This window comes from Marinomonas alcarazii (genome assembly GCF_003208215.1).
Classification (GTDB): domain Bacteria; phylum Pseudomonadota; class Gammaproteobacteria; order Pseudomonadales; family Marinomonadaceae; genus Marinomonas; species Marinomonas alcarazii.
Window position 1 is genome coordinate 577,659 of the sequence record NZ_QKLW01000002.1, and the last position, 14,008, is coordinate 591,666.

The 14,008-nt window shown below is 43.6% G+C and carries 13 protein-coding genes; 7 read left to right on the forward strand and 6 right to left on the reverse strand.

The features are described 5' to 3' along the window. Positions 1-75: 75 nt before the first annotated feature. Entirely contained in the window at positions 76-351 is a 276-nt protein-coding gene (locus tag DFP75_RS07575; RefSeq protein ID WP_110574461.1) for a hypothetical protein, read from the reverse strand. A gap of 418 nt (positions 352-769) precedes the next feature. On the opposite strand from DFP75_RS07575, the gene aguA reads away from it, so the two are divergent. The 4 genes from aguA to DFP75_RS07595 all read left to right on the forward strand — a co-directional run bounded on the left by aguA (position 770) and on the right by DFP75_RS07595 (position 5,806). Continuing rightward, positions 770-1,882, forward strand: a complete 1,113-nt coding sequence (gene aguA, locus DFP75_RS07580; RefSeq protein ID WP_110574463.1) for an agmatine deiminase — start codon at positions 770-772, stop codon at positions 1,880-1,882. A gap of 288 nt (positions 1,883-2,170) precedes the next feature. Then, the gene (rsgA, locus tag DFP75_RS07585) at positions 2,171-3,148 is read left to right on the forward strand and encodes a GTPase RsgA (protein ID WP_110573869.1); all 978 of its coding nucleotides are present in this window, start codon (positions 2,171-2,173) and stop codon (positions 3,146-3,148) included. Positions 3,149-3,335: 187 nt separating this feature from the next. Further along, the gene (gene hemG, locus DFP75_RS07590; RefSeq protein ID WP_110573871.1) at positions 3,336-3,875 is read left to right on the forward strand and encodes a menaquinone-dependent protoporphyrinogen IX dehydrogenase; all 540 of its coding nucleotides are present in this window, start codon (positions 3,336-3,338) and stop codon (positions 3,873-3,875) included. A gap of 62 nt (positions 3,876-3,937) precedes the next feature. After that, on the forward strand, positions 3,938-5,806 hold the full coding sequence (locus DFP75_RS07595) for a cation:proton antiporter domain-containing protein (protein ID WP_110573873.1): 1,869 nt from the start codon (positions 3,938-3,940) through the stop codon (positions 5,804-5,806). Here the strand turns inward: DFP75_RS07595 and DFP75_RS07600 are convergent. Continuing rightward, positions 5,803-6,126, reverse strand: coding sequence for a Fis family transcriptional regulator (locus DFP75_RS07600; RefSeq protein ID WP_245927004.1), 324 nt, complete (start codon positions 6,124-6,126; stop codon positions 5,803-5,805). The genes DFP75_RS07595 and DFP75_RS07600 overlap by 4 nt on opposite strands. A 297-nt stretch (positions 6,127-6,423) precedes the next feature. Here DFP75_RS07600 and argC point away from each other — a divergent pair, with 297 nt between their 5' ends. Further along, complete coding sequence (argC, locus tag DFP75_RS07605) at positions 6,424-7,362, forward strand: N-acetyl-gamma-glutamyl-phosphate reductase (protein ID WP_110573877.1); 939 nt, start codon at positions 6,424-6,426, stop codon at positions 7,360-7,362. A gap of 20 nt (positions 7,363-7,382) precedes the next feature. On the opposite strand, the gene DFP75_RS07610 is transcribed toward argC, so the two are convergent. Continuing rightward, positions 7,383-8,207: a TauD/TfdA dioxygenase family protein gene (locus tag DFP75_RS07610; RefSeq protein ID WP_110573879.1), complete on the reverse strand. Its 825-nt coding sequence runs from the start codon at positions 8,205-8,207 to the stop codon at positions 7,383-7,385. Between the two features lie 141 nt (positions 8,208-8,348). Between DFP75_RS07610 and DFP75_RS07615 the strand changes: the two genes are divergently transcribed. Further along, positions 8,349-9,962, forward strand: a complete 1,614-nt coding sequence (locus DFP75_RS07615) for an NAD(P)/FAD-dependent oxidoreductase (protein ID WP_110573881.1) — start codon at positions 8,349-8,351, stop codon at positions 9,960-9,962. 61 nt (positions 9,963-10,023) lie between these two features. Here DFP75_RS07615 and DFP75_RS07620 read toward each other — a convergent pair whose 3' ends face one another. The 3 genes from DFP75_RS07620 to DFP75_RS07630 all read right to left on the reverse strand — a co-directional run bounded on the left by DFP75_RS07620 (position 10,024) and on the right by DFP75_RS07630 (position 11,916). Then, positions 10,024-10,704 carry a hypothetical protein gene (locus DFP75_RS07620; protein ID WP_110573883.1) on the reverse strand — a complete coding sequence of 227 codons (681 nt, stop codon included), beginning with the start codon at positions 10,702-10,704 and terminating at the stop codon, positions 10,024-10,026. Between the two features lie 90 nt (positions 10,705-10,794). Beyond that, complete coding sequence (locus DFP75_RS07625) at positions 10,795-11,472, reverse strand: SPOR domain-containing protein (protein ID WP_110573885.1); 678 nt, start codon at positions 11,470-11,472, stop codon at positions 10,795-10,797. 69 nt (positions 11,473-11,541) lie between these two features. Continuing rightward, positions 11,542-11,916, reverse strand: coding sequence for a YqaA family protein (locus tag DFP75_RS07630; RefSeq protein ID WP_245927005.1), 375 nt, complete (start codon positions 11,914-11,916; stop codon positions 11,542-11,544). Positions 11,917-12,200: 284 nt separating this feature from the next. Here DFP75_RS07630 and DFP75_RS07635 point away from each other — a divergent pair, with 284 nt between their 5' ends. Then, positions 12,201-13,817: a methyl-accepting chemotaxis protein gene (locus tag DFP75_RS07635; RefSeq protein WP_110573889.1), complete on the forward strand. Its 1,617-nt coding sequence runs from the start codon at positions 12,201-12,203 to the stop codon at positions 13,815-13,817. Positions 13,818-14,008 lie beyond the last annotated feature (191 nt).

Consider the following 14,008-nt stretch of genomic DNA (forward strand, 5'->3'; position numbering starts at 1 on the left):
GCTTATTAACCTAAAGCCTTCCACTATCATTAAGCCACCAATAAGACATCACTGACTTATTGGTGGCTGACAGGATTAGCAATTTGTATTCGCGGCGTCTACGCCTTCTTTCACGTCTTCACACGTATCTTCCACCGCATTACCCGTGTCTGTCATAGTGTCTTCCACTGCATTACCAGCATTGTCTAAGGCTTCACTTGCGTTATCCATAGTTTGCTCGACTGCATCACCTGCACTAGACATTGCATCTTCTACTTTATTATTGTCTTCTGAATCTTGACCGCAAGCTGCTAGTGTTGCTGCTGTTACAAGAACCAATGCTGTGTTTAGTAAAGTACGTTTAATCGCCATAACAATAACCTCCATTTAACTTCTAAAATATTGAGTACGTTCAGCAAAATTGCCTGACGACTCACTAATTAACTCAATCAGCTCAGCACACTATGTTCGGGCTTTGCTGTTGATTCCCTTAGACTATTGCGAAGGCCGTGCCAGTTTTTCAAAAAAACCATAAGCGATTGATAAATAAGAAAATAATAAATTCAACCAGCAAAACCAAGTGGCTTTTATAACCACCTGACTAGTATTTTTTACAAAATCTCTCGGTAAGCCTTTCCGTCGAGCAATTGTAAAGACGGAAGAAATGTGGCCCTCACAGCCTAATCTCAGCAAAATAGACAAAAATCCACTTGAATGTTTGCGTCTCTACCATAAAATTGGCGAAAACCTTTATCCTAAAAAAGGTATCAAGTTTAACGAAGGATCCCCTATGAGCCAGTCGCTTTCTACCACCCCAAAACTAGATGGGTTTCGTATGCCTGCGGAACACGAGCCACAAGAGCAAGTCTGGATGGCGTGGCCAACCCGTGAGGACAATTGGCGAGATAGCGGCAAACCTGCTCAGGCTGAATTTGTTGCGGTGGCCGCCGCCATTGCTCAAGCAACCGATGTGACTTTTATTGTTGACGCCAAGCATTTTAATGAGGCTCGCACTGCATTACCAAGCCACATCCGCGTCATTGAAATTCCATCAGATGATTGCTGGATGCGTGATATAGGCGCAACTTACCTTGTTAATGACAAGGGTGATCGTCGCGCCAATAGCTGGGAGTTTAATGCATGGGGTGGCGAACTCGATGGTTTATACGACTCTTGGCAGCAAGATAACGCTGTCGCTGAGAAAATGGCGGCCATTACGGAAGACGACGTCTACTGTGTTCCTCTTATATTAGAAGGCGGCTCGATCCATGTGGACGGTGAAGGCACACTTTATACCACTGAAGAATGTTTGCTACACCCGAGCCGCAACCCAAATTTAAGCAAAGACGACATTGAAGGCTTACTAAAGACTTATTTGAATGTTGAAAAAATCATCTGGCTTAAAGACGGCCTTTATAATGATGAAACCAATGGTCACGTTGATAACATCATGCATGTCATCCGCCCAGGTGTCGTTGCGCTAACCGATTGTGATGACCCAAACGACCCACAGTATGCAATCAGCAAAGCGGCACTAAACGTGCTTAGCCAAAGTCATGATGCAAAAGGTCGAGCTTTAGAGATTATTAAACTTCCACTACCAGGGCCGCTTTTCGTTTCAGAAGACGAAGCCAAAAACCTAGTAGAGAGTGATTCAATGAATCGTCAGGCTGGAGAACGTCTGGCTGCGTCTTATGCCAACTTTTTAATAACCAATAATCATATTGTCTTTCCGACCTTTGGCGTTAGTACAGACAAACAGGCACAACAAATTCTGCAATCAGCGTTTCCTGATTATCAGATCATCGGCGTTTATGCGCGCAATATATTATTAGGTGGTGGAAACATTCATTGCATCACTCAACAAGTGCCGAAGAAATGCGTGGTTAAAGCAAATCCATAGCCTTTAATAGTGTTTAATTGATTATCCCGTTGCGACATTTTTTTGCTTGGGTAGTAATATTATAGAGGCTTGAATACGCCTTTTTTATAAGGGTAATATTTCTGTTTGTAGCTTACTCCCACTGTGCTAATCTCGCAGAGGTAACACCTTTTATATATGCGATGTAATGCATTGGTGTTTTGTGTAATTTTTGGCTAGAACATCAACATAATAGTTAATGTTTGGTTGTACTAATTGAAGCGCATTGCTTCTAATTTACGATGGCGTATTTCGCTTGGGGTAATATCAATGGATTCCACGTTTACTTTATTGGATCTAGGCTGGCAAGCTTACTTCCAACAACAGTTATCATTGGATGATTTAGAATCTAACCGTATTGCACGTATCTGCACTAAAACAGGCAGTCACTACGAGCTTGTTACTGAGTCTGGTTTTTTTACTTTAGAAGACCATTCGGATATGCCAAATATGGCAGTTGGTGACTGGATTGTTGCCGATACAGATAACAACTTCTTACGTCTTTTAGAATCGAGCTCTACATTTGAAAATATCGCGTCAAATATAGACACTGTATTTTTAATTTGCGCATTAAACCAAGATTTCAATCTCGCTTTAATCAAACGCTATCTAGAACTGACTCATGATGCACAAGCTGACGCTGTTGTTATCCTGACGAAAGCAGATACCTGTGATGACGTAATGGAAAAACGCGCACAAGTAGAAAAGCTGGACCCTTTACTCATCGTAGAAACAGTTAACGCCTTAGATTCGGAAAGCTTAACTTGCTTATCGCCGTTCCTTAAAAAAGGAAAAACCATCGCTCTATTGGGCGCGGTCGGCTCAGGTAAGTCAGCACTAATCAATACCCTGATGAAAACCAGCGATAGCACGAAGTCACCAGTAAACATTGGCACTTCCGGCTCATTGAAAATCATGCCTTCTGGCGCTATTTTGCTAGATACTGACAGTATGCGTGAGTTACAACTGAGCGAGTTTGATGGCACGACCATTGCCAACTTTGCCGATATAATTGCCCTAGAAAAGCACTGTCGCTTCAGTGACTGCCGCCACGAAGGTGAGCCAGGCTGCGCCATAAAAGCGGCTGTAAAAGCAAACCAGATTGACGAACAACGCGTCACTGACTTCTTGTTACTTCGCAATGAAGACGGCGATGACGATCAAGTGACTAAATCCAAGCCACAAGAAAAGTTCTATCGCAGTGCGCAATCTGATATCCGCGCGAGAAAGCACAGCTCTGCCGAGTAACATCTAGTACAGAGTCATACAGATGAACAGAAAGCGGGCTGTGTTTAACAGCTCGCTTTTTATATTTTCTACAATTTAAAAGCCTCCAGCCATGTCACTACCCTTTACAGCAAGCCGCTGAGTGTTTATAACAAGGCCTCAATTCATTTTTACCCCACTCTAACTGAGGCAGTTTTTCTGAATCTTCATGTCTAATACTCTATTGATTTACTCCACTACAGACGGCCACACCACTAAGATCAGCAAAAAAATACAAGCCATCATCGAGAGCCAAGATCATTCGGTCACGCTTTTACCTGTCGACGAAGTAACAACTGACACCCTAGCAAGCCATGACAAAATCGTAATCGGTGCCAGTATTCGCTATGGTAAACACCAAAAAAGCGTTGCGGATTTTATTGAGCAAAATAAAGCACTGCTTGAAAGTAAACTCAGTGCTTTTTTCACCGTCAATCTGGTGGCTCGTAAACCTGAGAAATGCCAGCCCGCGACTAACCCTTATATTATTAAATTCTTAGCACAATTAAATTGGAAGCCCACTGTTCAAGGCGTATTTGCAGGTAAATTGAACTATCAAAAATACAGCTTCATAGATCGCAATATGATTCGCTTTATTATGTGGATGACTAAAGGACCCACTGCCCCTTCTACCAATATGGAATTTACTAATTGGAATAGCGTTGAGCAATTCGCTCAAGCGGTGTGCGATATGCAGCCAACCGAATAGCGCTAACACCTGATAGAGATAAGAACATCCTCTTATTGAAAGCATAATAAGGAAACGATGAAATGACTGATGCCTTACTGTTAACCTTTATTTTTCTGGTTGCGGGAGTCATTTCTGTCCCGATTGCATCGCGGCTTGGCTTAGGTTCTGTTTTAGGCTATTTATTAGCTGGTATTATCATCAGCCCGCTGCTGACACTGCTCCAAGTGGATATCGTTTCCATTCAGCATTTTGCCGAACTAGGCGTCGTCTTAATGTTGTTCATTGTTGGTCTTGAGTTGAATCCCAAAAAATTATGGGAGTTAAAATCTAAATTACTCGGTTTAGGGGGCGGACAAGTTGCGCTAACCGCCCTTTTAATTACGAGTATAGGAATGTTTTTAGACCATGAATGGCGCACCAGTTTAGCTATTGGTTTGGTTCTCGCTCTTTCTTCTACCGCCATTGTGATCCAAACCTTGACCGAAAAAGGCTTGATGAAGTCAGATGGGGGTCAATCTTCGTTTGCAGTTTTACTCGCTCAAGATATCGTCGTTATTCCCATATTGGCTTTTATTCCCCTACTCGCGACACCAGAGTTAATCGCTTCTTTAAGCGATGCGGCAGCCGCATCTCAAGGTGATAGCCACTCTGTCTCTTTGGTAGATGGCTTAGAAGCATGGCAAACGGCTCTCGTCACTATAGGCGCTATTGGGATTGTAGTTTTAGGCGGTAGCTTCTTAGCCACACCTATTTTCCGTTTTATTTCAGTGGCCCAATTAAGAGAGCTGTTTACCGCAACTGCATTAATGTTTGTGATCGGCACGACTTTACTCATGTCTTTGGTTGGTTTGTCTCCAGCCCTTGGCACCTTTCTAGCGGGAGTGGTGTTGGCGAACTCGCCCTATCGCCATGAGTTAGAAAGTGATATCGCGCCATTTAAAGGCTTGTTACTCGGGCTCTTCTTCATGACCGTTGGCGCGGGCATTAACTTCTCTCTATTGTTTAGTGATTTCGCCTCTATTCTTGGTTTAACCATGGGGCTCATTTTCTTAAAAGCGACCACGCTGCTTATCTTAGGGCGCCTGTTTCACATTCGTGGCTCGAACAAATGGCTGTTTGCCCTCGGCCTCGCTCAAGCAGGTGAATTTGGTTTTGTATTGCTGTCTTTTACTGTCAGCAATGCCGTGATTTCGCAAGAAGTGGCCGATGTGTTGCTACTAGTCGTGGCACTTTCGATGCTGCTTACCCCCATATTATTCATTATTTATGATCGCATCATCGCGCCACGTTATGCCTCAGACCAAACAGCGGGCACCCATGACGAAGAAATGCCTGATGATAATAAAATCATCATTGCCGGTTCTGGGCGAATGGGCAGCACAATAGACAATCTGCTGAGATTAGCGGGTTACCACTCAACCGTGATTGACTTCAGCGTTAAGCGACTAAGAGCCCTAGAAAAATTTGGCGTGAAAAACTATTTTGGCGATGCCACTAGACCCGACTTGCTGCATGCCGCTGGTATAGATGAAGCATCCTTGCTGATCATTGCTATTGATGATCCTGAGCAAATCACCAAACTCGTCAAATACGTACGAGAAAGTCATCCAGACGTACACATCATAGCGAGGGCTTTCGACAACAATCACGTTTACGATTTATGGGCATCAGGTTGTCGGGACATTATTCGTGAAAACTTTGACAGTAGCTTACGGATGGGGCGATCGGCCTTTGAGGCGCTGGGCATTGCTCATCACAAAGCAGAGCAAATGATCGATGTCTTTAGCCAGCATGACAAAGTGTCTATGGTAGAAGTCGCCGATGCCCATCAAATCGGCGTCCCCTCCCATGAAAACAAAGTCTTTATTGATCGACTTAAAAAATATTTGGAAGAAAAGAATCCACAACTTAAAAAAGCCATGGAAGACATTCAAAAACAAGCCGATTAATGCAACAACTCTCTCGATTGCAGCTTGGCAAGTCGTTCATTCCATTTTCCACCATGAGAGCGCTCGCAGGCTTCTTCTGTGTCAAAGCTAAGCTGCTGACGTAATTTGTGATGACTGATATCCACCGCGCTTAGCTCACGCTTAATAAGTTGGTAAAAGTAGTCATCCTGCTTAGCGTCAATGGCACAGGCTAGAGCGTCATCCGTATCAAACACACAAATGATCTTTAATGAATGAGGAAATGCATTGTAATTGACTAAGTGCGTTAACCAAACAAATCCCTCCACGTTACCAAGCGCCGTTTCGCATACATTGGTCAAGGCGCCTCTTAATGCGTTATCGATTTTTTTGTCAGACTTCTTCATAAAAATACAGGGTAAAATGGGTAAGGTGAAAGTGTAACCTGTCGTGAGAGCATGACCAAGGCAGCCAGTACAATAGTGCCAAAACAAACTTTTTAAAGATTAAGCGTTTTTATCAACTATTCAGTCGCACCCTGATGCATTACACTATTTGTAACCATAGAATTCTTCTTAATTATTCGATAGAAAAGCAGATCATGCGTCTAAACGGCCTGCTTTTACTTTGAGACAAGACACCCAGTAAGGAATTACGCTGTGAAAAAAGTATTTATTGATGGCGAAACAGGTACTACCGGCCTTCAAGTAAAAGACCGCCTTGTAAAGCACCCGCACATTGAAATCATCAGTATCGATCCGGATAAAAAACGCGACGTAGAAGAAAAGCGCCGCCTGATGAAAGAAGCCGATGTAACGGTACTTTGTCTGCCTGATGACGCAGCAAAAGACAGCGTTGTGTTAGCAAAAGAAGAAGGTTGTCGTATTCTGGACGCCAGCTCTGTTCACCGTGTTGCTGAAGGTTGGGTATACGGTTTACCGGAACTTGATGCAAGCCAACGCGAGAAAATCAAAAACGCGCAGTTTGTCTCCAATCCTGGTTGTTACCCAACAGGTGCGATCTTGCTATTGAAACCATTGATTGAAGCTGGATTATTGTCTGCATCTTATGATTATTCTATCAACGCTGTATCTGGTTACAGTGGCGGTGGTAACGCGCTAATTGACCGTTATGAAAGCACTAACAATGCGCCGATATTCGGTGCTTACGGTTTGTCTTTCAACCATAAACACCTAGCCGAAATGAAAAAATGGTCAGGTTTGGATAATGCACCGATTTTCGTACCAAGCGTGGGCAACTTCCGCCAAGGCATGCTGACCTTTTTGCCTATCCATCTGAAAGACGGTGTCACCATGGCGCAACTACAAGCGAAACTGGCAGAAGTATACGCCGGTGATCGCTTTGTGACGGTTAATGAGCTGAATGCTATTGCTGATAGCGCAGCGCCATTTTTGACTCCTCATGGACTTGAAGATACCAACCAAATCGAATTGTCTGTATTAAGTGAGCCAAGCAATACATCCGGCATACTGGTTGCCAAACTGGATAACCTTGGCAAAGGCGCCTCTGGTGCAGCCGTACAAAACCTAAACATCATGTTAGGTTTTGACGAAGACATCGCTGTTAACCTTCGCTAAACAATTCAGGGTCTTCTTGATCAATCAGGCAGACCCTGCACCGTTACCCGATGCAACCTTCGGGGTTGATCTCCATAATCCGTGACCGCAAAATGCTGCGTCACTCGATTATCCCAAATCGCAACGGTACCTGCTTGCCATTTAAGTCGAACATGAAACCTATCTTGTCGGGCAATCGCAAAAAGCCGATCTAATAACGCTTGGCTCTGCGCGTCTTCCCATCCTTGCACCGAACGCGTGAATTGTTCATTGATAAACAACACCTCATCACCAGTTTCGGGATGGCGCGTCACCATAGGTCGCACAATCGACGGATAAGCCTGAGACTTTTGTGCTACACGGCTTTGCCCATTTGCATCTACCGCATCGTAGCGACTGCCTTCAAACGCATGTAATGCATGTATGGTGTTTAGTGTACGTAAGTGGTTTTGCTCTTCGTTCGATAAGTCTGCAAATACCGCAGCCATGTCACACCAAAGCGTGTCACCCCCAACGGGCGGAACGTACTGTGCGTGTAAAATAGAACATTTAGGCGGTATGGCTTGCCATGTCATATCGGTGTGCCAAAAACTCTCCCCAGGCGGATTACCGAGACTGGTTTCAATGATAACAACTTGATCATGTTGCGCTAAATGTGGAAAAAATGGATGGGCAAGCTCAAGCTCACCAAAGCGCTTTCCTAACGCTAAGTGCTGCTCTGGCGACAAGCTTTGGTCGCGAAAAAACAAGACTCTGTACTGTAAAAAAGCCTTATAAAGCACTTTAAACACCTCAGCGTTTAGTGTCGCTAAACTTACGCCATCAACAAATGCACCTAATGCAGCCCCACAGGGACGAATCACCATAAACCCACCTTCTTTGCCTCGCTTGCAGCTATTGTCGAAAATCCCTTAACCTAATCGCTCATTTTTATCAGCTTTTTAAACGAAAATATCGTATTATCCACGCTATTAGCCATTGACCCAGCATTCTAATTATTGATTCCTATGATACGACTTTCCAATATCCAACTTCCTCTTGATCACGATGCCAGCGCATTAGAAAACGCTATTTTAGCTATGCTTGAAATAACAGCCGACAAGCTAGTTAGCTTTAATGTCTTTCGACGTGGTTACGATGCACGTAAAAAAACCAACATCATGTTGATCTACACTCTAGATGTTGAAACAACGTGTAACGACGCTTTGCTCAGCCAATTCGCTGAACACCAGCAAGTAAAAGTCACTCCAGATCTAGAATACCATCCAGTGGCACAAGCACCAGCGACTTTAACTGAACGCCCGATTATTATCGGCTTTGGCCCTTGTGGCTTGCTAGCGGCTTTGGTTTTGGCACAAATGGGATACAAGCCAATCGTACTAGAGCGCGGCAAAGAAGTGCGCGAACGCACCAAAGACACCTTTGGTTTTTGGCGTAAGAAAATTCTAAACACCGAATCTAACGTACAGTTTGGTGAAGGTGGTGCGGGGACTTTCTCTGACGGTAAACTTTATAGCCAAGTAAAAGATCCAAAACAATACAGCCGCAAAGTCCTTAATGAATTTGTTGCGGCGGGTGCGCCAGACGAAATCCTCTACGTCAGTAAACCTCACATTGGTACTTTCAAACTGGTGGCCATGGTCGAAAAAATGCGTGCACAGATTATTGAGCTTGGCGGTGAAATTCGTTTTAGCTGCCGTGTAGATGATCTGCATATTGAAGATGGTCAGATTACTGGTGTGACACTTGCTGATGGTGAGCAACTGCACTCTAAACACATTGCCATCGCTATTGGGCACAGTGCTCGCGACACATTCGAAATGCTTCACAACAAAGGCGTATATATCGAAGCCAAACCTTTCTCTGTTGGCTTTCGTATTGAACATGAGCAATCCGCTATCGATAAAGCACGCTTTGGCCCAAATGCTGGCAATGAGATTCTTGGTGCAGCAGATTACAAACTGGTTCACCACTGTAAAAATGGCCGTTCTGTTTACAGTTTTTGCATGTGTCCTGGCGGCACTGTGGTTGCTGCGACGTCGGAAGAGAATCGCGTTGTGACCAACGGTATGAGCCAATATTCTCGTAACGAACGCAATGCAAACAGTGCCATTGTCGTAGGCATTGATCCTTCTGATTACCCTGGCGGCCCACTTGCTGGCATTGAATTCCAACGCAAGTTAGAAAGCTTGGCTTATGAATTGGGTGGAAGCAACTACGATGCGCCAGCACAAACCGTTGGCGCCTTTTTACGGAATGAAACACCTGAAAAATTGGGTACGGTCGAGCCGTCTTTTAAACCAGGCATTAAATTAACAAACTTAGCCGATGCCTTACCTGACTTTTGTATTGAAGCGATACGTGAAGCGATTCCAGCCTTCAATAAGAAAATTCGTGGTTTCGCATTTGACGATGCATTATTGACTGGCGTAGAAACTCGTACCTCTGCACCAATCAACATCAAACGCGATAGCGAAAGCCTAGAAAGCATTAACACCAAAGGCTTATATCCAGCCGGTGAAGGCGCAGGCTATGCTGGCGGTATCATGTCGGCAGCGATCGACGGCATCAAAATCGCCGAAGCCATGGCATTAAGCATTAACGCAAAAGCTTCGGCGTAAAACAAAAATGGGAATGCAGATTTCTCTGCATTCCCATTACCTATTGCGATATCTATATAGGTTAAATCACATCAAAACAAATCAGCTTATCACCCTGATGGGTAACACAATTCTCACCTAAAGAATCCGCGACAGCCACTAGTCCATTCAGGGTTCCAGTAATAAAAAAGTAGTCTTTATTACCATAACCACGTTGAACGCACTGAAGTATCCCTTGCGTTACGATATCTTTTTTCTCAGCCACGAGTGCATCTATGTCAGCTGAAAAAGTGTAGTCATTGCTACCACCTTCAAACGTCAAGCTTGCGCCAACCGCTTTAGAGGAAACAAAAACACCGTAGTTAAAATAAAAGTCGCAGGCCGAATGATTTGAGGGATGAATCTCACCGCGAATCAGTTCCACCGCAGCCAAGGGATCCAGTGATGCAACAAGATTTTCGACGCTATCCACCGTATCAGGAACGGCTATTTGAAAACACACTTCTAGCTCTGTACCACGAATCGCTTGGTGAGAAATTTTCTCTCCCATGCAAGAAAATACTTGGAAATCAAAAATGGGTGAAAGAATAATCACCCCGTCCTTGTTAACTATCTTCCAGCCAGCGATGGTGGCGCCCTTAGCAACGATCTGCGCAATTAACGCATCCTGCGCCTTACATACGTCATCAAAATGGCTTGTTAATGACAAGCCATTTTGATGCTCAAAACCTTTAACTATCTGAGAATATTCTTCGAAATTCATACAATGACAACTTTAAAATAAACGGTAAAACATGAGTTCAGAGCAGCTTCAATTCACTGCTTGTCTTCCCGAACATCATTTGGCTCTCAATTAATTTACGCTAAACGTTTGTCCATTGTATTGAGTCAGCAAGCAGTCTCCGCCCTTTTCTTTTAGCATCATGCAAAAATCCGAACTAAACGACTTACTATTAAATGGCCCTACTTTGACTTGATACATCATTCGACCATTCACCTCTTTTTCATTAATTAGAGGAGTTAAACCTTGAAACGACGTAGGAGATTTTTTTTGCATAGCTTGCCAGCCAGTAATAGCGTCTTCTTTTTTAAGATAAGCGGCAACCTGAACACCGTATTCTGATTTAGACGTCGCTACTGGTGCCGAAGCGACCGGAGCGGAAACAACAGGGGCAGCAGAACTTTCCATGGCAACGCTTGTCGTCATGCCGGTGTCATCTGTCTCTGAAGTGGGCGTTACTGCTGGGGCCACATTCACAGCGGCCATGCTTTGATCCGAAACGAGGTTTTCTTTAGGTTTAACCTCTTCCATGTCACCGGCATTCCCTTGTTTCAATGCCGCAAGTTCCGCTTCTAAGGCATCGATTCGATCTAATTTAGGTTGAATTGCCTGCCATTGCTCGTCATGAGCAATTACCTTATCTTGTAAGTCGTTATATGCCATGAAAGTGTTCTTTTCATCCACTGATGAGCAAGCACCAAGCGACAAGCCGGCAATAGCAACAACAAGTATTTTTTGGGATGTTTCCATAATTCTATTCTCCATGTACTTTATTTAGGCTTTCGCTTACGTTCACCTGAATAATCCAGTTATGAATTATCAGGCAAACAGTAAGTGTTGACCCCACAAAACTAAGGCATAACGAGCTGCTTTGCCAATAAAAACCAAGGGTAAAAAATACCAAATAGGCGTTCTTAACACACCTGATACTAATGCAATCCCATCACCCACAATAGGAAGCCAAGTAAACAATAAACTAACCATGCCATAACGATTGAAAAAATGCTCGGCTTTCTGACGAGAGGCGGCACTTATTGGGAACCACTTAGCCCCTTCAAAACGAATTAAATAACGCCCAATTAACCAGTTAGTTAAGCCACCTAAGGTATTACCTAGACTGGCTACCCCCCATAATAGGAATATGGATAAAGTCGCATCACTAGCATAATAAAGTAATATCCCTTCTGATCCCATAGGCAAAATCGTTGCCGAAAAAAAGGATACGAGAAATACCGATAAGTAACTCCACACAATATTGCCAACCTAATCTCTTAATTGAAAATTACTTTCTAAATAACAAAATATTGATCCAGCTCAATTTTATTGACTAGGCAATTTGCATAAAAACATCTAGTCTGTGGAAAATGTTTTTACGTGTTTATCTATTCAATTCATTCCCTAAATGAGCAGAAACTGTATCTGAGCTCTGGTTCGGTCTACTAAAACTAATCTAAATATTTCACCTATTCGGAGCAGGCATGCTGGAACGTGTTAATGATATCAAAATTCGCTATAAGCTATGGGCAATTATTGGCTTAATGTCTATGGGAACAGCCGCTCTTATTCTTGTTTCACTCACGTCCTTGTTTAACAGTCATGTGGATGCTCGTAAAGATCGAACTCAAGATATATTAAAAATCGTCAACACCACCATACAGCCGTTTTATGAAAAACAACAATCAGGTGAACTCACAGAAAGTCAGGCTAAGCAACAAGCCTTGACGCTATTGTCATCCATTAGATATGGAGACCAGCAAAGCCTTTGGATAATGGATCAAGGTAGCCAATTACTTCTAAGCTCACCTGCATCCTATAACAACACAACACCGCCAACCAGTTTGCAAAATGCACTAAAAAGATCGGCATCCACCCTAGCGACCAACCGCTATCAACCAGTCGAGTTTGAGTACCAAGGCAATAACAGTGTTACACATAAAATGATCGCCACAGCGTCAACTTTTGCCCCATGGAAAATAACCATTATTGCGACCACGTCGCTGAACGCTGTCATAGATTTCTTTCTGCTTGCTTTGGTGGATTATGGCATTCTTGTGGGTGTATTAACGGTAGTGGTTGGAGGCTCAGCTCTTTACATTATTCACCTAGTCACAAGTCGCGTAACATCACTCTGTAAAACGATGACATCGGTACAACATTCTGGAGATTTGACACAACGAGTCGAGTTTACCGGCAAGGATGAAATGGGAGAAATGGCTCATGCCTTTAACAGCATGATGAGCGATTTCCAATCCATAGTTCGTAACGTTAGCCACTCCAGTGAAACCCTAGACAGTATTGTTGACCAAACTAATAAATCGACCACCAAAACCGCCCAAGGCGTTACTAAACAGCTATCGAATACAGGTCAAGCAACAGAGTTAATGCAAAGTGTGATGACCTCAGTAGAAGATACCCTTTCTATTGCAGAGCGCGCTAATACCACTACCCAAGAGCTTGGCCAACATTCTAAACAAGGTCTTGGCGTAATGAACAAAGCAAACCAAGACATACAGCAGCTGTCTGTGGAAGTGGGTGAAGCGGCATTACAAATCCAAAAATTAAGAGAAGACGTGACCCATATTAGCGATCGATTGGGCATTATTAGCGAAGTGGCTGATCAAACAAATTTACTGGCTCTTAACGCTGCCATTGAAGCGGCTCGCGCCGGCGAGCAAGGCCGAGGATTTGCTGTCGTAGCAGACGAAGTACGCCAACTTGCACAGCGTTCACAATTGGCCGCAACAGAAATTGGCGGCTTAATAGAGCAACTGACTCAGCAAACACTGGATACAGTGAAAGTCATGGAATCTGCTCGCAATACCGCAAACCAAGGCGCAGAGCAAACTTCTCAGGCTGGGCAGGCGTTTTCTGAAATTGCCAATGGCGTATTGTCTATTTCTAAACTCAATGGCGACATAAGCCAAGCGGCTGAGCGTCAATTTGAATCTTCGCAAACCGTGCATCAGACACTCGAGAATATCGCCATTATCTGTGAAGACACCAACCACAACTCAAAAGACATTCAAGCATCCGTTAATAACCTGCAACAATGTGCCAGTCAGCTTCGACAACTTGTTCATCAGTTCAGTACCTAAAATGAGTCACTGCCTTGAGTTGTTGCTCTGATATCGTGCATAGAAATAGGATTTCGTTAAAATCACCACTTTTTTATACGCTATGTAAAAAAGAAGTCTTTTTACTGCTTTAACTTATTGGTGAGTCAGATTAAGTTTGGGTATAGTGATTTAAACCGAATCCATTCACAACGCTTGGATTGGGTAACAGG